Genomic DNA, 24,531 nt, shown 5'->3' with positions numbered 1-24,531 from the left:
CAACACAAGGTCCAGGATACCCAGGAAGATCAGCGGATAATTTTTTCCACTTGGATGCCCAGCTTTTTCAGGCGATACCAGAAGCTTCTTTCGGAAATCCCGATCTTCGACGCCGCCGCGGCCTGTACCCCGTTGCTTTCTTGCAAGGCCGCCAGGATGTAGGCTTTCTCCACCTCCGCCAGCGCCGCATCCAGGTCCTGAGGCACACCGGGGCCTTCGCTGAGAATCGCGCTCACGCCACCCTCGGCGGGTTTGGAGGCAAACAGGTAAGCCGGCAGGTCGATGTCTTCAATCACCGGTTTGGCCGCCACAATCGTCGCCCGCTCTACGCAGTTCTGCAGTTCGCGGATATTGCCCGGCCAATTGTAGGCCGCCATGGCCTGCAGCGCTTCCGGGCTGAAGCCGGTGATGCGTTTGCCGGCAGTAGCGCTCAGGGTCTCGGCGAAATGCCGGGCCAGAGGCACGATGTCTTCGACACGCTCACGCAGAGGTGGCAAAGGAATCGGGAATACATTGAGGCGGTAATACAGGTCTTCGCGGAATTCTTTATTGGCCACCGCATCCAGCAGGTTCTTGTTCGTCGCGGCAATCACGCGCACATCGACCTTGCGCTCGCGCGGGTCGCCCACCGGCTCGATCACCCGCTCCTGCAACGCCCGTAGGATCTTGGCCTGCAGGGCCAGGGGCATGTCGCCTACTTCGTCCAGGAACAGCGTGCCCTTGTCCGCCTGCATGAAGCGTCCGACCCGGTCACTCACCGCGCCGGTGAACGCGCCTTTGCGATGGCCGAACATCTCGCTTTCCAGCAAGCCTTCGGGGATCGCCGCGCAGTTGACCGCCACGAACGGTTTGTCGGCACGGCTGCCATGCTTGTGGATGGCACGGGCGACCATTTCCTTGCCGGTGCCGCTTTCACCGGTCAGCAGGATGGTTGCATTGCTGTCGCGTACCGAGTCGATCGAGTGCAGCACCTGGCGAAAGGCCGGGCTTTCGCCCACCAGGCTGTCGAATTGTGCATGGTGATCCAGCTCCGCACGCAGCCGCGCGTTGTCGCGCAGGATGTCGCGAAACTGCAAGGCCTTGGCCACGGTGATATCCAGCTCGTCGATGTCGAACGGCTTGGCGATGTAGTCATAGGCGCCATTGCGCATCGACTGCACGGCATTTTTCACGGTGCTGTAGGCCGTCATCACGATCACCGGCAGGTCCGGGAAGCGCACCTTGATCTCGGCCAGCAGCGCGGGACCATCCATGCCCGGCATGCGCCAGTCACTGATCACCAGGTCGATGTCTTCCTGCTCCAGCACTTTGAGCGCATGCAGGCCATTGCTTGCGGTGAACACCTGAATACCGTTCTGGCTCAAGGCAGACGACAGCAAGTCACACAGCTTGGGCTCGTCGTCGACTACCAACACGTTATGCGTCATGACCTTCCTCATCATCACCGTCGTCTTCACCCTGCGCCGGAATGTACAGGGTGAAGGTAGCGCCGGCATCTTTCTCACTGGCACATTCAATGCTGCCGTCGTGACTTTCCATGATCGAATAGACTTTAGCCAGCCCCAGGCCTGTGCCCGACGCCTTGGTGGTGACGAATGGCGTGAAGATACGCTCAATCATATCCGCCGGGATGCCCTGGCCCGTGTCGGCGATGCTGATCACGGTGTAGCCGCCCGTGCTGGCGATGCCCAACGTCAGGCGCCCGCCTTCAGGCATCGCATCGACGGCATTGAGAATCAGGTTGAGGCACGCTTGCTTGACCTGTTTGGCATCGGCGTAGAGGGTCGCGCCAGGGGCCTGGTCGATGATGTGCGCCTCAATGTTGTGGGTGGCCAATTCCGGTCCGCAGAACCCGAGGATTTCCTCTACCACCGGGCGCGCCGCCTGCACCACGCGCAACGGCGGGTTGGGTTTGGCGAAATCGAGAAACTCGGTGATCAAGTCGTTGATGCGGCTGACTTCGCTGATCACGTATTCCAGGTGGCGCTTGTCGGTCTCCGCCAGGTCGGCGCGGCGGTGCAACAACTGGGTGGCGGTCTTGATGATCCCCAGCGGGTTGCGGATTTCGTGGGCCAGGCCCATGGCGACCTCGCCCAGGGCGTGCAAGCGGTCACGGCGGCGCAACTGGGCTTCCAGGTGGTGCAGCTCGCCCAGACGCTCGGTCATGTGGTTGAAGGTGCTGCTCAACTGCGCCAGTTCGTCGCCGCCACTGACCAGCACACGGTGCTCATAATTGCCGGAAATCACCGCGTTCACACCCTGGGACAAGTCCCGCAGCGGTTTGGTCAGGCGCCGTGAAACCAAGACCCCGGCGCCCAGGGACAGCGCCGAGCTGAGCAGGAAAATCAGCAAAAACAGGTTGCTCTGGTTCACCAGTCCCACGAGGCTGGTGTGGCGCAGCAAGCCACTGAAGATCACGCCTTGCAAGTCGCCGGCGTCGTTGAAGATCGGCCAATACAAACCGCTGTAATTGTTGGTGAACTGCTCACTCGGCTGTTTAGTGGCACGCATGGCCGTTTCGACACTCTTCGGAATGCGCGAAGGGTGATCATCAAAACGCTGGGTCGAGAATATCTCGGAAAAACCGGACGGGTTGGCCAGGTACAGGCGCAGGTCGAGGGAGTGAACATCCGCCACGCTGGTGAGGAAACTGCTGTCCAGGTAGGTGGCGACCAGAAGCAGGTAGTCTTCCCCCTCCTGCGTCGTCTCGAACGTCGAGACCACCAGCCCCGTGGTCACGCCGGCCACCTGCACAGTCTGCAAGACGGCGTTGCTGGTCAGGTTGATCTGTTTGACTACATCGTCCGACGCCGTACTGAACACTATCTTGTGGTCGCTCGCGCGAACCAACGCAACCACGTCGATGTCGGTGGCGCTGGCAATGTCGGCGGTAAGCCGGTCGTGCCTGGCGGCCTGCTTGCTTGACGGCGGGCTGGTGTAGCGCAGGAACAGCTTGGCCATGCGCGCGTTGTCATGGAGGATGTTGCCGACCTCATCCTTGACGATCTTGGTCGACTCTTGCAGCCAGATGCGCACGTTGCTGTCGAAGATCTGGGACAGCGTGGTAGCCGCCAATTCAGCCGCAATCATGGTAGGAATGACGCTGACCAGCCAGAACGCCAGCACCAGCTTACGCTGGACGCTCCAGCGCGAGATGGCAAAGGGGCGGGCTTTTGGGCGGGTTTTGGTGATCATCGGGTTTCGCTTATCACAGCAGCCATGGCAGGGTCGGAACGATCCGGTCGAAGAAACATTTTCGCGAGTTTAGGCAGCCCGTTCGCCCCCCATCATGATGGAGGAAGAACAGGCTGTTGCACTGGAGCTCGCTCGTCCGCCCAGTCAAGGACACAGACCGCGCTTTCTTCCAGCCGTTCCAGGCCCGGCGCAGGATGATTCAACGCCCAAGACGGCTTGGGCGATGATCAGCTCACGCCCCCAGGCTTATGCCCGCTGGCGGTAATCTACGGGCGCCTGGATAGCGGCGGAATGTTGCTCGATGAACTCGGCGCTCAACTCGATCACCCGGCGGTATTGCAGGTCGACGGTGATCATGTGATAGCAGTTGTCCAGCAAGATCTTGGTCACGGGCCCACCGAGATGGCGCTCCACGTAATCGGCGTTCCAACGGCTGGTGATGTCGTCCTCGATGGAATGCAGCACCAGCGCCGGCACCTTGACCTCAGGCATGCGTTTCTTGACCACGGCGTTCATGCGGTGCAATTCGCGCACCGTGATGCCCTCCATGGTCAGCAAACCGGCCTCGCTGCTCTCCCCTTCCTTCATCTGCCGTTCGACGATCGAGCGCAGGCGCTCGTTCTTGATGCCGTAAGGCGGCTTCTCTTCGAAGCGGCAAATGTGCACGCCGAATGGAATCTTCATCAACAATGGCGTCAGGAACGCCAGTTTGTTAATGCTCCAGCCGTCGTACTTCAAGGTGGTGGAGTACATCAGCAGCCCGGCCACTTGCCCGGGGTGTTCGGCGGCCACATACATCGACATCACCGCGCCCATGGACAAGCCACCGACAAACACCTGCTCGTGGCGCTGCTTGACCTGCGCAAAAGTCTTGCGCACGCCTTCATACCAGTCCAGCCAGCCAGTGGCCTGCAAGTCGCTGTTATCGCCGCAGTGTCCAGCCAGAGTGGGCACGTACACCGTGCAGTTGCCCACCTTGGCCAACCCCTTGGCGACCTGGCGCAACTCCGTCGGGGTGCCGGTCAGGCCGTGGATCAACAGAATCCCGACCGGGCCTTCACCCAGAATGAAGCCGGCGTCACCCTCACCGAGGTCGACTCCGATGCTGTTCACCGTTTGGTCGCTCGCACCAGCAGTTGCTCCAGGAGTTTCAGGCCCAGGTCGATTTCCGGGTAGCTGATTTCCAGGGACGGGGCCAGGGTGATCACGTTTTTGTAGTAGCCGCCCACGTCGAGGATCAAGCCGAGTTTCTGGCCATCAACCACCATGTCACCCTTCATGCCTTCTTCGACCATGTAGTCCAGAGTCGCCTTGTCTGGCGTGAAGCCATCCGGGCCGCAGATTTCGCAGCGCAGGGCCAGGCCCAGGCCGTCAACGTCGCCGATGATCGGGAAACGCTTCTGCAGGTCTTGCAGACCTTCCAGGAAGTACTTGCCCTTGGCCATGACCATGGCGCCGTAGTCGACTTCGCTGGTCATCTTGAACATTTCCAGACCTACCGCCGTACCCAGTGGGTTGGAGGCGAAGGTGGAGTGGGTCGAACCTGGTGGGAAGATCTTCGGGTTGATCAGCTCTTCACGGGCCCAGATGCCGCCCAGTGGGTTCAGGCCGTTGGTCAACGCCTTACCGAAGACGATCACGTCCGGCTGCACGTCGAAGTGTTCGATCGACCACAGCTTGCCGGTACGGTAGAAGCCCATCTGGATTTCGTCCGACACCATCAGGATGCCGTGTTGATCCAGTACGTGCTTGAGTTCGCGGTAGAAGTTCATCGGTGGGATCACGTAGCCGCCGGTGCCCTGGATCGGCTCGACGTAGAACGCTGCGTATTCGCTGGAACCGACTTTCGGGTCCCACACACCGTTGTATTCGGTCTCGAACAGACGGGCGAATTGCTGCACGCAGTGGCTGCCGTATTCTTCCTTGGTCATGCCTTTAGGGCCGCGGAAGTGGTACGGGAACGGGATGAACTGCGCGCGCTCGCCGAAGTGGCCGTAACGGCGACGGTAGCGGTAGCTGGAAGTGATCGACGACGCGCCGAGGGTACGGCCGTGGTAGCCGCCTTCGAAGGCGAACATCAGGCTCTTGCCGTTACTGGCGTTACGCACGACTTTCAGGGAGTCTTCGATCGACTGCGAACCGCCGACGTTGAAGTGCACGCGACCATCGAGGCCGAATTTTTTCTTGGCGTCGACTGCGATCATTTCCGACAGTTCGATCTTGCCTTTGTGCAGGTATTGGCTGGCGATTTGCGGCAGCGTGTCGATCTGCTGTTTCAGCGCGTTGTTCAGGCGCGGGTTGGCATAGCCGAAGTTAACGGCCGAGTACCACATTTGCAGGTCGAGATAAGCCTGGTCTTCGGTATCCCACACGTAGGAGCCTTCGCAACGGCTGAAAATACGCGGTGGCTCAATGTAGTGAACGGTGTCGCCGTAGGAGCAATACTTGGCTTCTTTATCCAGAAGAACCTGGTCTTCGGCGGTAGCGATACGGATATCAGACATGGTGGAAGAGTTCCTGATTTTCAGCTGTAAAGGTGGTGGCGTTGGCGGCGATGCCCATCGGCAGCTTGGCCAGCAACGCAGGCAGTTCGGCAAAGGTGTCGAAGCGCGCGTGAGGGATGTCGTTGGCTTCGCAGTATTTGGCGAGGCTGCCTTTGGCGAAGACGAAGTCGGCGGTGGAAGCCACGCACATGTCGGACTTGCCGTCGCCAATCACCAGCACGCGCTTGTTGCGCGGGGTGGATTTGCACTTGCAGTTGCCGGCAGCGGCACGGCAGGCATCGCTGGAATACGGGAAGTCGATGCGCCAGCTGTTCTGGTCGACCTGGCGCAGGCGGTTGGCGAGGATCGGCAGCAGGGTCACGTAGTTGCGCGACAGGATGCGCGCGATGCCCTGTTCGATGCCATCGCTGACCACCTCGATGGTGGCGCCCAGGCCCATGACGTGATCGACGAAGTCCGGGAAGTCCGGATCGATTTCGACGCTATCGAAGTACGCCAGCAACTCTGCCGGGGTCGCTTTGATCAGCGCCAGTTGACGGCTCAGGCATTCGCGGGAACCGATATGTCCATCCAGCCATTCCTGTTCGATGGTTTCCCACTCGGGGCCGGCGAAGCGTTGGAGGACGTTGTCGATGACATCGGTGGGGGTGATGGTCCCGTCGAAGTCACACACGATATGCCACTGGATCATTGCGTTTACCTTGATGGAGCGCGCTGTATGCGCTTGCCACCGAGGTATAGCAGAGAATGTGCCAACTGGCTGAAAGCCAGCGGGGCTGGGGTTTTGGCTGAGACGTGTGGTTATATGTGTCGAGCAAGCTACAATTTTTGTAGCTTGCTACAAACAAGATGAGTGCTTGCGCGGCGGGCACCCTTCGCGCGTGAATGCGCGCCAGTCCTGTAAGGAATTCGCTTAATGTTCAAAGTCACTTGCACTGTACTCACCGGCCTGCTCGGTTTGCTGGGCGTTTCCAGCACCGTGTGGGCCGCCGGTATCACCGGGCAGGTGGGTGCCGGTGTCAGCTATCAGCCCCGCGACCCCACCGCCAGCAGCTACGAAGTCAAGCCGGTGCCCTACCTGGACCTGGATTGGGGCAATGTCAGCCTGGGTACGGACGACGGCCTGACCTGGAGCGCACTCAATACCAACGGATTTACCGCCGGTCCCTATATCAATTACCTGCAGGGCCGCACTGCCAACGGTTCGTTGCGCGGCTTGCGTGATGTGCCGGACATGGCCGAGGTCGGTGGCTTCATCCAATACGCCCCGGCCGATTTCTGGCGCGTCTACACCCAAGTCGGCCAAGCCGTCGGCGGCGCACGCAATCGAACCGGCATGCTGGGCAAACTCGGTGGCGAACTGGGTTACCCGCTGGGTGGCAACATCATCGGCAGCACGGGCCTGATGGCGTACTTTGCCGACGCCCGCCAGACCCAGGCCTTCTTCGGCGTCGACGCCAAGGAATCCGCCGCCTCAGGTATTCGCGCCTACAACGCCGGCGCCGGCTTCCAGAACCTGACGTTGACCCAAAGCTTTGAGTTCCCGCTGGCGAGTCATTGGTCGTTAATGACCAGCGCCAGTTGGACGCACCTGGTCGGTTCGGCGGCCAACAGCAGCATCGTCAAGAAAACCGGTGACGTGAACCAGGGCCAGGTGCAGACGGCGATCAGCTACAAGTTTGACTGAGGCTCAGCCTTTCGCTTCGCTGATGATCTGACCAATGGCCCCGATGAAGGCTTCCGCCGGCTGGCCACCGCTGACCGCGTACTGGTCGTTGAACACGATGGTCGGTACCGAGGTCACGCCACGGGACACCCACAATTGCTCCTGCTCGCGCACCTCGGCGGCGTACTCGTCGCTGGCCAGGATCTGGGCCGCGCGCTTGATGTCCAGCCCGACGCTTTCAGCGACGATCGCCAGGGTCGCGTGGTCGGACGGGTCCTGGCCGTCGCTGAAATAGGTCTTGAACAGCGCTTCCTTGAGGTTGTACTGCAAACCTTCCAATCCGGCCCAATGCAACAGGCGATGGGCGTCGAAGGTGTTGTAGATGCGGCTCTGGCCATCGGTGCGGAAGGCGAAGCCCAACGCCGCGCCCATGTCGCGGATGCGTTCACGGTTGGCCTGGGATTGCTCAGCGGTAGAACCATATTTTTCGCTGATGTGCTCAACGATGTTTTGACCGCCGGCGGGCATGTTCGGGTTGAGTTCGAACGGCTGGAAATGAATCTCGGCCTGCACCTCGCTGCCCAGTTGATCGAGCGCTTCGGTCAAGCCGCGCAGACCAATGATGCACCAGGGGCAAGACACGTCGCTGACGAAATCGATTTTCAGGGGAGTACTCATGGCAGGCAACCTCGCAGGCGTTCTTGTTGGCGCTGACGCGCCGTAAAGGTTGCACGATACACCAAGTTCACAGCACCTTCGAAGCCTCACCCGGGTCGATCCGTGCCCAGTGCGCGGCATCTTCGCGATGGGCTTGCAGGTACGGCAGCACCGCCGTCAGCAACGGTGCCTTGAAGGCTTCCTGGAAGCGATGGGCCATGCCCGGAATCAGTTTCAGTTGGCTGCCCTGGATATGCGCGGCCAGGTGCACGCCGTGCATCACCGGCAACAGTGGATCAGCGGTGCCATGCACGACCAGTGTCGGTACCCGCAGTTGGTTGAGTAACGGCACGCGGCTGGGCTCGGCGAGGATTGCCATAATCTGGCGCTTCACGCCATCCGGGTTGAACGCACGGTCATAGGACAGCGCCGCCTGCTGCAGTAATACCTGACGATCATCCTTCACTTGCGGGCTGCCCAGGGCCGCCAGTAAATCCGCTTGCTGCTCCAGCGCCACCTCGCGATTGGGCGCGCTGCGCCGCGACAGCAATTGCACCAGCGCCGCACTTGGCGCCGGCAGGCCTTCGGCGCCGGAACTGGTCATCACCAACGTCAGGCTTTCTACCCGCTGCGGCGCCATGGCCGCCAGGTGCTGGGCGATCATGCCGCCCATACTCGCGCCCAGTACGTGGAATTGCCGGATCTGCAAGGCATCCATCAAACCCAGCGCATCATCGGCCATATCCGTCAGCGTATAAGGCGCCGCCACCGGCAGGCCAAGCTTGTAGCGCAGCACTTCGAAGGTCAGGTTGGCGCTGGCCGGAGCCTGACGCCAGGTGGACAGGCCGACATCACGGTTGTCGTAGCGAATCACCCGGAAGCCCTGCTGACACAGGGCGACCACCACTTCGTCCGGCCAGTGGATCAACTGCCCGCCCAGGCCCATCACCAGCAGCAACGCAGGATCGGACGCACGGCCGATACTCTGGTAGGCGATGCTGACTTTTTCCAGGTCGACCATTTGGGTCGGGACATTGACATCACATCGAGAAGCCGCAAAAGACGGCAGGCCGAACAATAGAGCGGCCAGTAGAAAAAACACGCGCATGAAAAACACCGAAACGCAGAACCCCAGTAGAGCGCGAGTCTGATGAAGTTTGTTCAAGCGCGCTGCCACAGTTCCATGACAGTTTGATGAAGAGTGCCCAGCGGTCAGGTCTACACATGTAGCGCCACCTCGCCGGCGCAGGTGCGTTCAATGGGCGGATGCCGGAAACCATCGGCCTTTTGCCCAAGGAAGCCCCATCATGCCCGACCTGCCTGCGTCAGCATTTGCTGAACTGTCATTGCCGAACTTTACCCCTTCGCATACGGCCCTGGCGTTGAACCAGGACGAGAACCTGCTGCTGCACGCCGAGCAACGCTTGCTTGACTGCCGTAGAGACATGCTCGAACTGATGACCAATGCGCCGACACTGAGAGCGACCATCAATGCCACGCTCAAGCAACAACTGGACCTGGACGGTAACCAGGTGGGGCTGCGAAGCCCGCCCATAGGCGAGTACCTGGCCAGCCGCTGCTCCCTGACTGAGGCTTGTGCGTTTCTGCTCAAATACCCTGCCACGGACACCGCGACGCTGAGCGATGTGCAGGTACTGCAGCTACCCGCCGGCCATCGACTGGCCACGCTGACGGCACCGCAACTGCTGGACCAGGTCCGTAAGCTGGATATCAGGGCCGCCCTCTCTCTGGCCTGGAACCGCTATTGGGCGGGCCGGGCACCGCAGACTCCGGTCAGCCGACGCCAACGCGCCGCACAGTTGTATCGCGAGCATTTCGAGGCGACGGGCTTGTGGCTCAAGGCCCAGGACATTGGGCGGGCCACCCCGCTCACGCCACTGTTCGTACTGCTTGAGCCGACGCAGGACGTACCGTCAGTGAACGGCCAGAGAATATTCACCGAACAACTGATGCTCAAACTTGCCGACGGCAGCCCGCATGCACTGCCGGGTGGCTGGGTGGTCACCCTGGATGGGGAACAGCCAGTCAGCCAGCTTTTATACGTGCCGTTTCATCAGCCGGCCTGGCAGGTTTTCAGCCAACGTGCCGGGATGGAGGGTTGGGTACTGGGCCACCAACGCGAACTGTTCGGTGTCGAAGATCCCTTGGCGACCCTTCATTACCCCCTACAGACGCAGCCCTTGACCAACGGCATCGAGCAATGGCTGGCATGGCTGGTCGATACTCAATGGCAGAGCCTGGGCACCGCACCCGATCACCCGGTTTTTCGCGAGGGCGCCCCTCTGGCACTGCTGCACAGTGACGAACTGGACCAGCAACGACGCACGCGCCCTCTGTTCTCTGCCGCGCCGCCCTGGCAAGCCCCGGCGGCCGAAGAAGTCGAACTGGACTCACCACCGCCCTTCGGCTGGCTGGGCGCCGACCTTGACCCCGGCCATCGCCGAGCGATGATCCGGCGACAACGCATCGCCATCGAAGCCTTGCAAGGCGATGAGCCGCGCCTGAACGCCTTCAGGCAAGCACGTGCCGAGCTGCATACCCAGCAATTGGCGGCAGTCGCCGCCGCTGTGGCGATGCTGGGCAGGCGGCCGCTGGACACCACGACCCTCAACACCCAATACACAGCGCTGTACACCGCCAGGCGCGAAGGTTTGAGAGCCGAGGCCAGGCTGCAACGGAACCTGGAGCAGATTAACCAGCACGAACTGACCCGCCTGGAAACGGTGCTCGACCAGCCGTTGCGCGCTTCGCGCAACGAGCAGGCGTGCGTCGCTTCGCTGCGGCTGTCGATCACCCGCCAGCGCAATGCCACGACCACCGTCACCACCACCGAACTCAAAGGCCCGCTGGTCATTACCTCCGCGCTCGCACTGGCCGACGCACCCGAGGCCCTTCACAGCCTGTTGTTGTACTGGCCTGGCACCGCAGGCGGCCTGCAGCGGTTCGAATCGCGCCAGGCCCTGGCCTCCTCGGTATTACGCCTGATGCCCGAGGAGCAGGCGCTTTCCGTGCAGTTCAAGGAACTGACCGCCGACCCGCTCGACTACAGCCTCAACCTGCAGCATGTCGCGTTCGAGGAACAGGCCGCGCAGATACGCGCCGATTATCCCGCACCACCCGACGGCCGCCGACGTGCCGCCGAACTGGAAAAACTGCGCCTGCAGACACTCCAGAACCTGCGGGTGCCGGTGCATGAAGCCCGGGACCTGGCCTGCCTGCAGGTACTCGAACAAGACAACGGCGCCCACCTGGCCGAACAGCTCCCACAGTGGCTGCGCAGCCAGACAGCCGAGCAACGTGCAGGCCTGAAACCGCTGATGCAGGCTTACCCGCCGGCCATCGAACGTGCGCAAGCGTTGTTCGACCAGTCATTGCCCGCGCGAGACGACTTTGTACGGCGGCATATCGATGCGCGTGTGCGCAAGGATTTCGCCCTTGAGCAAGGGTTTTCGGTCTCCGTGGATCTGCCGGATTCGGTACAACAGCAACGCGACATCGTCCCCGGCGGCAATATCGGCGGCACGCCGACGCGCCTGGTAGATGTCCCCAGTCGCCAACGCAGCAGCCTGTCCCTGGAACAACTGGCATTGGCCAACATCGACAGCGCAATGAGCCTGCGCCTGGGTTCTATGCAGGTAAAAGTGACCAGCGACGCCCCCGAGGAAGGTCAAGCGTTGCAGGCCGGGCTCACCGCCGGCTACCTGAGCGCTATGGTGCGGGACCTCAACCTGGCGAAGAAATACGAAGAACATATCTACGCCACGTTCCGGGGTCACCCGGAAGAGTCGACCTTTGAACAGCAATACCGCCGCGAAGTGCTGATCAAACCCTGGCGCCTGCTCTTGCAGTTGCAAGGGCGCTACGCACGGCTGCAAAACCAACTGACGGACGCGGAACTGCAACTGCTCGACATCGCCATCGATGCCGCCACGGCCACGGCCTGGGACTCAGGGACACGGCGCATCCGCCTGCTACCGGCGCATCTCTTGACGGGAGGGCGTGATACCCGTGGCGAGCAGAGAATCACGTTGTCGGGAATCACGTTCATTCACGATGAAGCCCGCGGGCTGACCTTGCTGTACCTGCCCGACGCGCCCGACGAACGTTTTTTACGGCGCTATGACAGCCTGGACCAGGCTCGCAAAGGCCTGTTCGATCTATGCCGACTGGACAAGATGGTGCAGTACGTCGCCGGCCGCGCCATCACGGGCGATGTGCGTGCGCACATCCGCCGGATCGACCAGGCCCGGCAAAAACTCTTCACGGCCATGATCGGCGTGGGCGAACGCTGGCCGGTCACCACCTCACTGTCGGCGCATCTGTTGGATGCGCACATGGGGCGGCTGATTGAGGCCAACCGCAATGACGCCCGCTCCAACGAGAACCTTGCGCTGGAACGCTACGCGCTGCGCAGCGGGCACCTGTTCAATGGGATCAAGATCGCCTTGGGGTTCGTGCCTTTTGTCGGCACGGCGGTGTCGCTGATCGATGGCGTCACCCAACTGGCCGGCGCCGTCGACGCGCTGCGCCAGGGTGAAACGCACGCCGGCATTGAACAACTGGCGTCGGTGTTCGAGTGCCTGTTGTTCGCCGCCATGGATAGTGTGCCGATGGCCGCCGTACCTGCGGTGCGGGCCGATGCGGCGCGCCAGTTGATGCGCTTGCGGCAATCGGCACAAGCCCACGTCAGTCACGGCGCATGGCGCTCCCTGGCATCGCACAGCCGAGCAAGCATCCTGGCTCGGTTCGACGGATATGCGTATGAAAAACCGCTTTCACTGGCGGGCCTGCAGCCGGACAAGCAGGGCATTTACCGGCAGGTCTATCGCCACCCCGCGGGCGATTTCATCCTCAACCAGGGCCAGATCTTCCAGGTAGAGTTCGACAAGGCTTACCAAACCCTGCGACTCAGCGGCACCCGTAAAAAATCCTACAAGCAGCCCATCGGGCTGGACGACACCGGCCAATGGGATACCCATGGCGCCCTCTACGGCACCTTGGTGGATGGCGGGCTACCGGGGGGCGGCAATGTGATGGGTGCCGTGGCCGACCGCCTGGACCCGCTGTGGCCGGCGATGATTCGCCAATGGCTGCCGCGCTGGTGGACCGATCATGCCTTGCGCCAGCAGCGCAGGTTGACGTCGCGGATCGGCACGGCGTTGCAGTCCATAGACGCCAGCGGCGCAGAGGTCAATCGACTGCTGCCGCGCTACCAGGCCGATGATCTCTCCGTAATCCCGGAGCTAGAACGCGCGACGGGCAACCTCACCGCACAGGCCCTGAAAATGGATGAGGAACTGGTAGCACTCTCACGCTATTTGCGGGGAAACCGCAGCCACATGTTGAGAAACGCCCGCGGCGGCGTCGCCGATAACGTGTGCCTGTGCACGCAACTGCAGGTGAAGGTTGGCCTGCAACAAGTCCTGAAATACGCCGATGAAGCCGCCGTCCTCGACACCCGCCTTCAGGCCCTGCCCTTTGAACAGGTGTCCGACAGGCAAGCCCTCAGGGCACAGATTCGCGGCCTGCATATCCAGACATTTGACTGCTACCAGCGCATCGACGCTGCGGTTGAACTGATGAACCAATGGCTGCCCCTGGTCCCTGCAACCAATCGAAAAAACCTGGCCACCGCTGCCGAGGTCATCAACCGTCATTATTCCGAACTTGAACGCGCACGCTTCAAGACCGAGGCATTGACTGACCTCATCGCGCATCGCAAGCCCGGCCACGACATCGCCTGGCACTACCTGCAGGCTCCGCTGAAAAACGCCGAGAACGCCTTGATCCGGGCGCTGTACCTGCAACGTCATCTGCTGGAGGCAAGCCCCAATCCTGGCCAGCGCAATCGAATATTGCAGCACTGCATCAACACCTATGAAACCTATCAGCGCCAACTGAACAGTTGGATGGCCGGTGCACCGCAGTTATTTGATGACACCTATGTCGCGCAGATGCACCACCAACTCGCCGCCCTGCGAGTACGTGCTGAAAAAGCCATGACCACCATCACGTCCAAGGTTTCGGGCACACCTGGCAAACGGGTATTCGAGACCGACGACAACCTGCTGCTGATTGGTGAAGCCGATAACACTTCAGCCGCCCAAAAACAACGCTACACCCTCACAGGTAAACGGGGCGAGGAGCATGTCTGGGAACAGGGCAGCGACGGCAAATTCCGCCGCGTGGGCGAAGTGAGCCTAACCCCTTGGCAACCCACCGCCCGCGACCTGAACGCCTTGACCCAGGACGCCAGAAGCCGTTTGCAGAACCTTGCCGCCCACAAGGCGCGAGTCGACGGCTACAACCGCCAGAACATGCTCCCACCGGATCTTGAGTTCATGATGACCAGCGAGGCAGACACCCTCGACCTGCAGGCCCGTCACATCGGGGAATTGGCGGGGGATGCAGCATTGGTCCGGCAATTGCGCCAAGCGGCCACCGAACTGCGCGAACAAGGCCGGCGGTTACGGATCAACCAGTCAATCAACAGCCAGACACCCACTGAGGGCTACCTGGACTATTTGCTCAGTCAGCAGTTGGATAACAAGCCGCTTGTCGAGATCCGCAAGATAGGCGCCATGGAGGACCTGGGGAAGCGCCAGGATGGCAGGCCGGACTTCATGCAGGAATATGAAATCCGCGATGTCCGCCAGGCTACGCCCAAGCCATTGTGGTACGCGCACTTTCACTACGAATCGGCTACGCCCAGCCAGCTCGACCTCTTTGTCAAAGGCCACCTTAAACTGCCCGCCCAGCGTCGTCTGGGGCTGAAATGGCAACACGCTCAAGCCCGCGACAGTGCAACGGGCGACGTGGCATCGATCTGGAGGGGCGACATCAATAGACCGCTGGCAAGGCAGCATTTCCAGGCGGCGTGGCAAGGCCCATCCCAGTCGTAACGGCACACCGGCTTGTCCGGGAAGGGAACATGAGACAAACTCAACTTAACTAACGTGTCAGCAAGTTTTACTCATGGAGCCCTCCTGGTGCTGGAAATTCGTCACCTCAAGACCCTGCACGCTTTGCGCGAAGCCGACAGCCTGGTGGAAGCCGCCGAGCGCCTGCACCTGACGCAGTCTGCGCTGTCCCACCAATTCAAGGAGCTGGAAGAGCGCCTGGGCATGCCGCTGTTTGTGCGCAAGACCAAGCCGTTGCGCTTCACCAGCGCCGGCTTGCGCCTGCTGCAATTGGCCGACGCCACCCTGCCCTTGTTGCGCGGGGCCGAGCGCGATATCGCACGGTTGGCAGGCGGCACCGCCGGGCGCTTGCATATGGCAATCGAGTGCCACAGTTGCTTTCAATGGCTGATGCCGACCATCGACCAGTTCCGCGACGCCTGGCCGGAAGTCGAGCTGGATCTGGCCTCGGGCTTCGCCTTCGCCCCGCTGCCGGCCCTCGCCCGGGGTGATCTGGATCTGGTGGTGACGTCCGACCCGCTGGAACTGCCAGGCATCACCTATGTACCACTGTTCACCTACGAAGCCATGCTGGCGGTCGCCAACCAGCATGCGCTGGCGAACAAGTCCTACATCATGCCGGAAGACCTGCTCAGCGAAACCCTGATCACCTACCCGGTGGAGCGTGACCGCCTGGACATCTTCACCCGCTTCCTCGAACCCGCCGACGTCGAACCAGCCCAGGTACGCACCTCGGAACTGACGGTAATGATGATGCAACTGGTGGCCAGCGGCCGTGGTGTATGCGGCATGCCCCATTGGGCGCTGCATGAATACAGCTCGCGGGGTTACGTGAAGGCCAAGCGCCTGGGCGAGAAAGGTTTGTTTGCGACGCTGTATGCAGGCATTCGCGCCGACATGCTGGACGCGCCCTACATGCGCGACTTCTTGCTGACGGCCAAGGACACGTCGTTTTCTACGCTGGATGGCGTCAGCGCCGTTCGATAAACGACGCGAAAAAACTGTGCAACGGGCTTGCTACCTCCCACAGGGGATATCACTGACCTTTCAATTCACGCCACATGTGGATTTTGTCGAAATACTCGATGCCCACCCGCACCGCCAACGGCTCCAGGCCGTATTGGATAAACCCGCAGCGCTGGTACAACGCGAAGGCCGCGTCGTTGCCGGCGGTGACGGTCAGTTGAATCACTTTGAGGCCCGGCTGGCGGCGCGCTTCATCCAGCGCCGCTTCCACCAGCTGGCGGCCAAGCCCCTTCTGCTGATGCGCCTCGGTCACGTACATACCGAACAAGGTCACTTTGTGCCTGGCCTTCTCGCGAGGCTCGAACGCAAGGCCGACGATCCCGGCCAGTTCCTCGCCCGCGAACGCACCGAGCAAACGATCCAGCGAGCCGGCCACGCGCTGTTCCCACCAGCTCAACGACATTGCTGCACGCTCGGCCACGCTGGAGGTGAACGCCTGTGGGTAGGTGCCATAGGCCTCAAGCATCAACGCGCGATACGCTGCGGCGTCGCCGGCCACCAGCGTACGGATCATCACGCCGTCAGCGACTGGCGATAGAACGGCAGGATCAGGTCACGCGTCAGTGGCGCCAAGTGCAGGCCGCCGTCGCCCATGGGGTCGATCCAGCGCACTTCCTCGATTTCCGCAGCTGGCAGCACCGCGCCATCGATGTGCACCTGGAACAACTCGGCGTGCACGGTAAAACCCGGCTCGTTGGCGGCTGGGGCCGAGAACTGGCCCAGGTAAATGGCCTGGCCTGGATCGATGTGCAGGTTGAGTTCTTCGTGCAGCTCGCGAGCCAGGGCCTGGGCGGGTTGTTCACCGGCATCGATCTTGCCGCCCGGTTGCATGAACGCCTGGGTGCCGCGCTTGCGCACCAGCAGGGTCTGGCCGTCGCGGCCGATCAGGAGGGCGGCGGCAATGCGGATCGTTGAAATGCTCATGAAAGAATCGGGGTCTCTTCGGGGAGTTTGATAAATACGCTGTACTTCGCGCCTTCCATCGCTTCGAACGCGATCAGCTTGTCCACCAGCGGCAGGTTCAATACCTTGCCGGCGTTGAGCAGCAACATGCCGTTGTCAGCATTGAGGTTGCGCGCCAGGACCATGCCGGCTTCCAGCTCTCGGGTGGAAAGGACTTTGACGCGAGGGTCGCCCAACGTCACATCGCTTAAGAAAGCGGCGCAGGCTTGAATGAAGTCTTCCACCAACGCGGGGTCGTACAGGCGCCCGGCGTACTTGCGGATATACAGCAGCGCTTCGTCGCTGTTCAAATACCGCTCAAGGATCAAGCCCTTCTGTAGCTCGATGAAGTCCACCGCCAGCTTCAGCAGGCGCGAGCCAAATGGAATCGCCTCTTCCTTGAGATGGTCGGGGAAACCCGTACCGTCCCAGCGTTCCTGGTGATGACGAATGATCCGCGCCGCATCCTTCATCGGCTCCAGGGTCATCAACAACGATTCGCTTTGCGTCGGATACTCGCGATACAGCGCACGGTCGGTGCTGTGCAGCTTGTCCGACGGCGCGACCATCATGCCGTCGCTCCAGCTCAGCTTGCCGATGTTGTACAGCGCGGCCGCCATCGTCAGGTCACGGGTACTGGCTTCATCCATCGCCTGGGTGGCGCAGTACACCCGAATCAGCTCGATCAAGGCGCGGTTGGTCTGCTTGTCCTTGGGCAGGCGCAAGTTGGCCAGCAGCGAGAACACTTCAGTGCCCGTCACGTAGCTGCGCTTGAGCTCTTCGTAGGCCAGGTCGAGCATGTCGGCGGTCTGTTGCAGCTCGGAAGTGCGCGCCGCCACGCGTTTTTCCAGCGTGCTGTTAAGCACTTTGAGCTGGTCATTCTGCTCCCGGGTCAGGCGTTCCAGGCGCTGGTGCTCGAGGCATTGGCTCAGGACCAGCTGCAACTCGTCGTCATTCCAGGGTTTGCTGATGTAGCGATGAATCTGGCCTTCGTTGATCGCCTTGATGATGGTTGTCACGTCAGCGTAACCCGTCAACAGGATGCGACTGGTGGCGGGATACAAGCGATGCACCTCGGCCAGGAGCTGCGCGCCATCCATTCCGGGCATACGCGCGTCGCTCATCACCAGGTCGACGTGCCGGCCTGCCAGGATCTCCAGCGCCTGGGCACCACTGCCGGCCAGCACCACTTCATAGGACTGAGTGCGTAACAGGCGGCGCAAGCTGTTGAGGATCGATTCTTCGTCGTCGACCAGCAAAACGACGGGTTTCGTAGCGAGTTGTTCATCCATGGTGACTCTGCCTTCAAATAAAACAAAGTTGAGCTAAATTAACCCATCGTGTCGTACCTTGTTCCTTCGCTTGTAGGCAAGGCCGACTTACTGCTGCAGGTCATCGTGCGGGAACGCGGTAATTTGACGCCAACTGGCCGTCGATATCAAGGGAGCTCGACTATGCTTCTCTAGCAATTGGCACCCCACTCATAGGTGAAACCAAGGAAGGAATGATTATGCAATCGAGCCTTTTGCCTGTGCGGAGCGCGCCATGAACATCGACGCGGGACGGGCCAACCGTCGCATCCTGATCGTCGATGACACGGCCTCGATCCACGAGGATTTCCGCAAGATCCTGTGCGCCGAAGCACAGGGTGAGAAGTCTCTGGACAGCCTCGAAGAAACCCTGTTCGGCACCGCCGCGCCCGTGCGCCAGGCCTTTGTGCTGGACTCGGCCTATCAGGGCGAAGAAGCCCTTGAGCTGGTGAACAAGGCCCTGGCGCAGCAATCCCCCTACGCCATGGTGTTTATCGACATGCGCATGCCACCGGGCTGGGACGGCCTGCAAACCATTGAAGAGCTATGGAACGTCGATCCCAACCTGCAGATCGCGCTGTGTACCGCCTATTCGGACTATTCCTTCGAGGCCATCGAAGCGCGGCTGAAGTACAACGACCAATTACTGATTCTGAAAAAACCCTTCGATCACCTGGAAATCCGCCAGATGGCCAGCGCCCTCACCTGGAAATGGCAACTGGCCCAAGACGTCGCCCTCAAAGTCATCGACCTGGAGCGCACCATCGAAGAGCGGGTGCAGGAATTGCTCAAGGTTTCGCACCTGTTGCAATACGACGCTCTTACCGACCTGCCCAACAGCACGCTGTTGGGTGACCGTCTGTCCCAGGCGATCGCCCTGGGCCGACGGCACGAGACCCAACTGGCGGTGATCTTTATCGGCCTGGACCGCTTCAAACGCGTCAACAGTGCTTTGGGCTATCCGGTGGGTGATGAAGTGCTTCAACAGGTCAGCCACAGCCTGATGGAGGCTGTGCGGGAATCAGACTCGGTGTTCCGGTATGGCTCCGACCAGTTTGTGATCCTGCTCAACGATATCCAGCATCTCCAGCAAACCCAGCATATTGCGCAAAAATTGCTCAATGCTATCAACGTCACCCGGCATGTGGCCGGGCATGACCTGAGCGTCACCGCCAGCCTGGGCATCAGCGTTTACCCCAACGACAGCGGCTCGGCGGTGGAGTTGATCAAGCATGCTGAAACCGCCATGCACAACAGTAAGGAACAGGGTCCGAACGACTTCCGTTTTTACACTGAGGACATGAACCTGCACGCGCAACACCAACAGGGCCTCGAAAGTGCGATCCGCCAGGCATTGGAGCGAGATGAGTTTGTACTGCATTACCAACCCAAACTTGACCTGAAGTCCGGGCGCATCGTCGGCGCCGAAGCGTTGATCCGCTGGTTTCAGCCGCGCTCGGGCTGGGTTGGTCCCGCCGAGTTCATTCCGGTGGCCGAAGACAGCGGGCTGATTGTGCCCCTGACCCAATGGGTGTTGCGTCGCGCCTGCGAGCAGGCGCAAGCCTGGAGTGAGATGGGCCTGCCTCCCCTGTGCATGTCGGTGAACATCTCGTCGATCGACTTCCGCCAGCGTGACTTCGTTGAAAACCTGGCAGCCATCCTCAAGCAGACCGGGCTGCCGCCGACCCAGCTGGAACTGGAAATCACCGAAAGCGTGTTGATGCAGAACGTCGACGCCACCGTCATTACGCTGAACCGGATCAAAGCCATGGGTGTCCGCCTCGCCCTGGATGACTTCGGCACCGGTTACTCCAGTCTCAGCTACCTGCGGCGCTTCCCTATCGATGTATTGAAAATCGACCAGTCATTCATTCACGGCCTGAGTGTGAACAACCAGGACGCGCAGTTGATCAGCGCGATCATCGGCATGGGTAAAAGCCTGGATTTGAACATTATCGCGGAAGGGGTAGAGTCCCTCGAACAGCTGAAATTTCTACAGGCTGAACGGTGCGAGGAAGGCCAGGGCTTCCTGTTCAGCAAGGCGGTGCCCTCCCAGGATTTCGCATTATTGTTGCAGGCGGGCCAAGCCAGCCTGATGCCCGATCATTAGCCGATTGCAAGGAGCGCTCGCTTGAGAGAAGTGTCAACCTATGGGTTTATCCTGACGATGTGGCTGGGCATGAGCGCGCCGTCATTGGCTGCGCTGCTGGACGAAGCGCTCAAACCGCTGCCGCCGGTACCCACTCTGGACCCAGCCAAAGTCGAGCTGGGCCGTCAGTTGTTCAACGAGCCACGCCTGTCGGGGAATAACACATTGTCCTGCGCCAGTTGCCATCGCCTGGAAACCGGAGGGGCCGATAACAAAGCGTTCTCCTCAGGCTCCGATGGCAAGCCGCTCGCCATCAACACGCCGAGCGTGTTCAACGCCAGCCTGAACTTCAAGCAGTTCTGGAATGGCCGGGCGGATACCCTGGAAGCCCAGGTCGAACAAGTGGTCACCAGCCCGGTGGAAATGAGCAGCGATTGGAAAACCGTGGTGCAGAACCTGTCGGCCATGCCCCTCTACCAATCGGCCTTTACCCAGGCCTACCCCGATGGCATCACCGCCGCCAACGTACAAAATGCCCTGGCCACTTATGAGCGGACGCTGCTCACCCCCAATTCGCGGTTTGATCAATACTTGCGGGGCAACACCGAACTGTTGACGATCCAGGAAAAGTACGGTTACCAGCGATTCAAGGATTACGGCTGCATAGCCTGCCACCAGGGCGTGAATATCGGCGGCAATATGTTCCAGAAGTTTGGCGTGATGGGCGATTACTTCAAAGCCCGCGGCAACCCGGTCGAAGCGGACCTGGGCCGTTACCTCGTGACCAAGGATGAAGAGGATCGTTACGTGTTCAAGGTGCCCAGCCTGCGCAATGTTGCAGTCACCGCGCCGTACTTCCACGACGCCTCGGCCAAGACCCTGGAGGAAGCGGTCGATGTAATGTTCAAGTACCAACTGGGGCGCATCCCCTCCCAGGAAGACAAAGACCTGATCGTCCAGTTTCTCAAGACTCTGACCGGCCAATGGGCGGGCAAGCCACTATGACCCTGTCCCGCCGACACGCCAGCACACTGTTGCTCGCCCTGATGACCCTGTTTCTGGCCTCGACACTGCTGTTTCTGTACCTCAAGTCTTCCCGCGACCAGACGGCCACTTACACCCAGTCGCGGGACCTGATCCGGCACCTGCAGCAACTCAATGCCCAGTGGGACAGTGAGGTGCTCAAGGCCAGGATCTCGATTACCCGCAACTACGACCCACTGGTCGCACCTTTGCTGGAAATGACCCAGTTGTGGGCCGATCTGAAAAGCCGTGATTCTTACCACGAATCCGCCGACCTGCCTGGTTGGCAAGCCAGCCAGCGGGCATACGAAGAAGCCGTTCAGGAAAAAGCCCGGCTGGTGGACCAGTTCAAATCCCACAACGCGGTGCTGCGTAACTCCCTCGCGTTCCTGCCGACCGCCGAAGACGACATCCAGGCTCAATTCAACCGCGTTGATGATGAAGGCAAGCTGCACCTGCAAAGCGTGGCCACCGACACCTACGACCTGCTGCTCAGCAGCCTGGAGTTCGCCCAGGTCACCAGCGATGATCGGGCTGCCGATATTCTGGTGGGCCTGGGCAAACTGGCGATCAACAAGGAAAACATGCCCATTGAGTTTCAGACGCCCGTCGACATCCTGAGCAATCATATTTCACTAATCCTGCGCGAGCAGCCGCTGGTCAATAGCTTGCTTGAGCACATTGCCGCAGTTCCCGTGGCCGAAAGCCTCGACCAACTGACCACCCATCTCGACCTGGACCAGCAGGCGGCTGACCGGGTCGATCATCAATACCATCGCTACCTGCTGATCTTCTCGACCTTGCTGGTGGTGATGCTGCTCTACCTGGCGGTGCGTCTGTTACGCAGTTTCGCCGAGGTCAACCGGGTCAACCGCGCCTTGCAGGCGGCCAACGAAACCCTGGAGCAACGCGTGGAACGGCGCACCCAGCAGCTCAAGGATGCCCAGAGCGAGCTGATGGACAGCGCCCGCCAGGCCGGTATGGCCGAAATCGCCACCAACGTGTTGCACAACGTCGGCAACGTGCTCAACAGCGTGAATATCTCCGCCGACCTGGTCACGCGCAAACTGCGCAGCAGCAAAGCCCAGGGCCTGGGCAAAGCCATGCAACTGATCAATCAGCATCCCCACGACCTGGGCACCTTCCTGAGCGAAGATGAAAAAGGCAAGTTGCTGCCCAGTTACTTGAACCAACTGGTGGACGCCATTGCCGTTGAACAGCAAGGCATGGCCGAGGAGCTGGCGCAACTGAGCAAAAGTGTCGATCACATCAAGGACATCGTTTCCACGCAGCAATCCTATGCCGGTGCCTCAAGCCTGCTGGAGCCGGTCGAGATCGGCACCTTGATGGAAGATGCCTTGCGCATGAACGCCGGTGCGCTGAGCCGTCACCACGTCACGGTGGTCAAGGACTTCGCACCGGTGCCGCAGGTGCTCGGTGACAAACACCGGCTGTTGCTGATCATGGTCAACCTGATCAGCAACGCCAAGTACGCCATGTCCAACCTCAGTGACCGGCCACGGCAAATGACCCTCGCGGTCCGGCAGCAGGGTGATGACATGTTGGAGATCAGTGTAAAAGACGAAGGCGAAGGCATACCGGCCGAAAATATGACGCGCATCTTCACCCACGGCTTCACGACCCGCAAGGAAGGCCATGGTTTCGGCCTGCACAGTTGCGCCCTGGCCGCCGTTGAGATGAACGGCCAGCTCACTGCCCACAGCGATGGGCCAGGCAAAGGCGCAGTCTTTACCTTGAAAATCCCTCTCACCCCTGCCGGAAACCCCGCATGAACCAGCCTCCCAACCGGCGTATCCTGTTGATTGATGACACGCCGTCGATTCACGAAGATTTCCGCAAAATCCTGATGCCGCAGGAACCATCCAACCAGGCGCTGGATGACATGGAGTCGGCGTTGTTTGGCGAAACGAGCAAACCCCAGGCGCAGGCATTCGAGCTGCATTCGGCGTATGGCGGCGAAGAAGGCCTGGCGTTGCTGACGACGGCCATGGCGCAAGAGCGACCCTACGCACTGGCTTTTGTCGACATGCGCATGCCCCAGGGCTGGGACGGGGCAAAGACCATCGAAGAACTCTGGAAGGTCGCCCCCGGCCTGCAAGTGGTGGTATGCACGGCGTATTCGGATTATCCATGGGAAACGTTGCTGGAGCGCCTGCATGGCCATGACCGTTTGCTGATCCTGAAAAAGCCCTTCGACAACATCGAAGTCCAGCAGATGGCCAATACCCTGGCCAACAAATGGGACATGGCCCGACGCGCCTCGCTGCAAACCGCCCATCTGGAACAGTTGGTGGAACAACGCACCCAGGCACTGCAAGTGGAAATCGCCGAGCGCAAGCTCCTGGAAAGCCAGTTGGTGCAGTCGGAAAAACTCGCGTCGCTGGGGCAACTCGCGGCCGGCGTGGCCCATGAGATCAACAACCCGGTGGGCTTTATCTCCTCCAACCTCAGCACACTCGACAGCTACTTCAACCAATTGCAACAGATGCTGGATGCCTACCAACACGCCGAAAGCCACCTGCCGCCGGGGGAACCACTGGAACAACTGAGGGCGTTACGCACGAAGCTGGAGCTGGACTTTCTCAAAGAAGACGTCCCCATCTTGATCCGGGAGTCCAAGGACGGCATTGGCCGCGTGGTACAGATCGTCAAGGATCTGAAAAACTTTTCCCGGGTGGATACCGATCAGACCTGGCAATTCGCCAACCTGCAACAAGGCATCGATTCCACGTTGAACATCGTCGCCAGTGAGCTCAAATACAAGGCCGACGTGGTCAAGCATTACGCGCCCTTGCCGGACATCGAATGCCTGGCCTCGCAGCTCAATCAGGTGGTGATGAACCTGGTAGTCAACGCGGCGCAAGCCATGGGGCCGGAGCGCGGCACCATTACCATCAGCAATGGCGTGGAGGGCGAGAACATCTGGCTGGAAGTCGCAGACAACGGCTGTGGAATTCCCCCGGAGACCGTGCAGAAAATCTTCGACCCGTTCTTTACCACCAAGCCGGTGGGCGAAGGTACAGGGCTGGGGCTGTCACTGTCCTACGGCATTATCAAGAAACACCGGGGCAATATCTCCGTCAGCAGCGAAGTGGGCAAGGGTACGACGTTCCGGGTAGTGCTGCCGATCCGGCAGACGGCGGCATAGCGATTCCCG

The 24,531-nt window shown here is 60.7% G+C and carries 17 protein-coding genes and 1 pseudogene; 7 read left to right on the top strand and 11 right to left on the bottom strand.

Annotation, left to right across the window (positions count from 1 at the left end):
• Positions 1 to 29 precede the first annotated feature (29 nt).
• The 6 genes and pseudogenes from M5B97_RS07440 to M5B97_RS07415 all read right to left on the bottom strand — a co-directional run bounded on the left by M5B97_RS07440 (position 30) and on the right by M5B97_RS07415 (position 6,390).
• A complete protein-coding gene (locus M5B97_RS07440; RefSeq protein WP_123714775.1) occupies positions 30 to 1,427 on the bottom strand; it encodes a sigma-54 dependent transcriptional regulator in 1,398 nt (465 codons plus the stop codon).
• Complete coding sequence (locus M5B97_RS07435) at positions 1,417 to 3,195, bottom strand: HAMP domain-containing sensor histidine kinase (RefSeq protein ID WP_248731152.1); 1,779 nt, start codon at positions 3,193 to 3,195, stop codon at positions 1,417 to 1,419. Before M5B97_RS07435 ends, M5B97_RS07440 begins: the two co-directional genes overlap by 11 nt.
• Positions 3,192 to 3,325, bottom strand: a pseudogene (locus M5B97_RS07430) (GNAT family N-acetyltransferase); the annotation flags it as partial. The gene M5B97_RS07435 and the pseudogene M5B97_RS07430, both read right to left, overlap by 4 nt.
• Positions 3,326 to 3,441: 116 nt before the next feature.
• Positions 3,442 to 4,308, bottom strand: coding sequence for an alpha/beta fold hydrolase (locus tag M5B97_RS07425; RefSeq protein WP_123714773.1), 867 nt, complete (start codon positions 4,306 to 4,308; stop codon positions 3,442 to 3,444).
• Positions 4,305 to 5,699, bottom strand: a complete 1,395-nt coding sequence (locus M5B97_RS07420) for an aminotransferase class III-fold pyridoxal phosphate-dependent enzyme (protein WP_248731151.1) — start codon at positions 5,697 to 5,699, stop codon at positions 4,305 to 4,307. Before M5B97_RS07420 ends, M5B97_RS07425 begins: the two co-directional genes overlap by 4 nt.
• The gene (locus M5B97_RS07415; RefSeq protein ID WP_123714771.1) at positions 5,692 to 6,390 is read right to left on the bottom strand and encodes an MtnX-like HAD-IB family phosphatase; all 699 of its coding nucleotides are present in this window, start codon (positions 6,388 to 6,390) and stop codon (positions 5,692 to 5,694) included. Before M5B97_RS07415 ends, M5B97_RS07420 begins: the two co-directional genes overlap by 8 nt.
• 225 nt (positions 6,391 to 6,615) lie before the next feature.
• On the opposite strand from M5B97_RS07415, the gene M5B97_RS07410 reads away from it, so the two are divergent.
• Positions 6,616 to 7,386 (top strand): MipA/OmpV family protein, encoded by a 771-nt coding sequence (locus tag M5B97_RS07410; RefSeq protein WP_134658382.1) that lies wholly within the window; start codon positions 6,616 to 6,618, stop codon positions 7,384 to 7,386.
• 3 nt (positions 7,387 to 7,389) lie between these two features.
• On the opposite strand, the gene M5B97_RS07405 is transcribed toward M5B97_RS07410, so the two are convergent.
• On the bottom strand, positions 7,390 to 8,043 hold the full coding sequence (locus M5B97_RS07405; RefSeq protein ID WP_248731150.1) for a DsbA family oxidoreductase: 654 nt from the start codon (positions 8,041 to 8,043) through the stop codon (positions 7,390 to 7,392).
• A 67-nt stretch (positions 8,044 to 8,110) separates the two neighbouring features.
• Positions 8,111 to 9,130, bottom strand: a complete 1,020-nt coding sequence (locus M5B97_RS07400; RefSeq protein ID WP_248731253.1) for an alpha/beta hydrolase — start codon at positions 9,128 to 9,130, stop codon at positions 8,111 to 8,113.
• A gap of 199 nt (positions 9,131 to 9,329) precedes the next feature.
• Here M5B97_RS07400 and M5B97_RS07395 point away from each other — a divergent pair, with 199 nt between their 5' ends.
• Together M5B97_RS07395 and metR are read left to right on the top strand one after the other, a co-directional pair.
• Positions 9,330 to 14,945, top strand: coding sequence for a DUF6543 domain-containing protein (locus M5B97_RS07395; RefSeq protein WP_248731149.1), 5,616 nt, complete (start codon positions 9,330 to 9,332; stop codon positions 14,943 to 14,945).
• A gap of 87 nt (positions 14,946 to 15,032) precedes the next feature.
• Positions 15,033 to 15,950: a transcriptional regulator MetR gene (gene metR / locus M5B97_RS07390; RefSeq protein ID WP_248731148.1), complete on the top strand. Its 918-nt coding sequence runs from the start codon at positions 15,033 to 15,035 to the stop codon at positions 15,948 to 15,950.
• A gap of 49 nt (positions 15,951 to 15,999) precedes the next feature.
• Here the strand turns inward: metR and M5B97_RS07385 are convergent, their stop codons facing one another.
• The 3 genes from M5B97_RS07385 to M5B97_RS07375 are packed head-to-tail and all read right to left on the bottom strand — an operon-like array spanning position 16,000 to position 18,223.
• On the bottom strand, positions 16,000 to 16,506 hold the full coding sequence (locus M5B97_RS07385) for a GNAT family N-acetyltransferase (protein WP_248731147.1): 507 nt from the start codon (positions 16,504 to 16,506) through the stop codon (positions 16,000 to 16,002).
• Positions 16,503 to 16,913: an NUDIX domain-containing protein gene (locus M5B97_RS07380; RefSeq protein ID WP_134658390.1), complete on the bottom strand. Its 411-nt coding sequence runs from the start codon at positions 16,911 to 16,913 to the stop codon at positions 16,503 to 16,505. Before M5B97_RS07380 ends, M5B97_RS07385 begins: the two co-directional genes overlap by 4 nt.
• The gene (locus M5B97_RS07375; RefSeq protein WP_134658391.1) at positions 16,910 to 18,223 is read right to left on the bottom strand and encodes an HD domain-containing phosphohydrolase; all 1,314 of its coding nucleotides are present in this window, start codon (positions 18,221 to 18,223) and stop codon (positions 16,910 to 16,912) included. The genes M5B97_RS07380 and M5B97_RS07375 overlap by 4 nt, the downstream gene beginning before the upstream one ends.
• Before the next feature lie 253 nt (positions 18,224 to 18,476).
• Between M5B97_RS07375 and M5B97_RS07370 the strand changes: the two genes are divergently transcribed.
• Genes M5B97_RS07370 through M5B97_RS07355 form a run of 4 tightly spaced genes read left to right on the top strand, consistent with a single transcriptional unit; the run spans position 18,477 to position 24,522 of the window.
• The gene (locus M5B97_RS07370; RefSeq protein WP_248731146.1) at positions 18,477 to 20,351 is read left to right on the top strand and encodes a GGDEF and EAL domain-containing protein; all 1,875 of its coding nucleotides are present in this window, start codon (positions 18,477 to 18,479) and stop codon (positions 20,349 to 20,351) included.
• Between the two features lie 57 nt (positions 20,352 to 20,408).
• On the top strand, positions 20,409 to 21,335 hold the full coding sequence (locus M5B97_RS07365) for a cytochrome c peroxidase (RefSeq protein WP_248731252.1): 927 nt from the start codon (positions 20,409 to 20,411) through the stop codon (positions 21,333 to 21,335).
• Entirely contained in the window at positions 21,332 to 23,146 is a 1,815-nt protein-coding gene (locus tag M5B97_RS07360) for a DAHL domain-containing protein (RefSeq protein WP_248731145.1), read from the top strand. The genes M5B97_RS07365 and M5B97_RS07360 overlap by 4 nt, the downstream gene beginning before the upstream one ends.
• Positions 23,143 to 24,522, top strand: a complete 1,380-nt coding sequence (locus tag M5B97_RS07355; protein ID WP_248731144.1) for an ATP-binding protein — start codon at positions 23,143 to 23,145, stop codon at positions 24,520 to 24,522. Before M5B97_RS07360 ends, M5B97_RS07355 begins: the two co-directional genes overlap by 4 nt.
• Positions 24,523 to 24,531 lie beyond the last annotated feature (9 nt).

The organism is Pseudomonas sp. MWU13-2517 (assembly GCF_023242545.1).
Lineage (GTDB): Bacteria > Pseudomonadota > Gammaproteobacteria > Pseudomonadales > Pseudomonadaceae > Aquipseudomonas.
The sequence above is the reverse complement of the archived record's forward strand: the minus strand, read 5'-3'. Positions and strand labels throughout refer to the sequence as shown.

Excerpts from the sequence above, each read along its gene's own strand:
- M5B97_RS07400 (WP_248731253.1), bottom strand. The coding sequence starts at position 9,130 with ATGCGCGTGTTTTTTCTACTGGCCGCTCTATTGTTCGGCCTGCCGTCT.
- M5B97_RS07440 (WP_123714775.1), bottom strand. The coding sequence starts at position 1,427 with ATGACGCATAACGTGTTGGTAGTCGACGACGAGCCCAAGCTGTGTGAC.
- M5B97_RS07405 (WP_248731150.1), bottom strand. The coding sequence starts at position 8,043 with ATGAGTACTCCCCTGAAAATCGATTTCGTCAGCGACGTGTCTTGCCCC.
- M5B97_RS07415 (WP_123714771.1), bottom strand. The coding sequence starts at position 6,390 with ATGATCCAGTGGCATATCGTGTGTGACTTCGACGGGACCATCACCCCC.
- M5B97_RS07375 (WP_134658391.1), bottom strand. The coding sequence starts at position 18,223 with ATGGATGAACAACTCGCTACGAAACCCGTCGTTTTGCTGGTCGACGAC.
- M5B97_RS07435 (WP_248731152.1), bottom strand. The coding sequence starts at position 3,195 with ATGATCACCAAAACCCGCCCAAAAGCCCGCCCCTTTGCCATCTCGCGC.
- M5B97_RS07420 (WP_248731151.1), bottom strand. The coding sequence starts at position 5,699 with ATGTCTGATATCCGTATCGCTACCGCCGAAGACCAGGTTCTTCTGGAT.
- M5B97_RS07410 (WP_134658382.1), top strand. The coding sequence starts at position 6,616 with ATGTTCAAAGTCACTTGCACTGTACTCACCGGCCTGCTCGGTTTGCTG.
- M5B97_RS07355 (WP_248731144.1), top strand. The coding sequence starts at position 23,143 with ATGAACCAGCCTCCCAACCGGCGTATCCTGTTGATTGATGACACGCCG.
- M5B97_RS07380 (WP_134658390.1), bottom strand. The coding sequence starts at position 16,913 with ATGAGCATTTCAACGATCCGCATTGCCGCCGCCCTCCTGATCGGCCGC.
- M5B97_RS07395 (WP_248731149.1), top strand. The coding sequence starts at position 9,330 with ATGCCCGACCTGCCTGCGTCAGCATTTGCTGAACTGTCATTGCCGAAC.
- M5B97_RS07370 (WP_248731146.1), top strand. The coding sequence starts at position 18,477 with ATGAACATCGACGCGGGACGGGCCAACCGTCGCATCCTGATCGTCGAT.
- M5B97_RS07360 (WP_248731145.1), top strand. The coding sequence starts at position 21,332 with ATGACCCTGTCCCGCCGACACGCCAGCACACTGTTGCTCGCCCTGATG.
- M5B97_RS07365 (WP_248731252.1), top strand. The coding sequence starts at position 20,409 with ATGTGGCTGGGCATGAGCGCGCCGTCATTGGCTGCGCTGCTGGACGAA.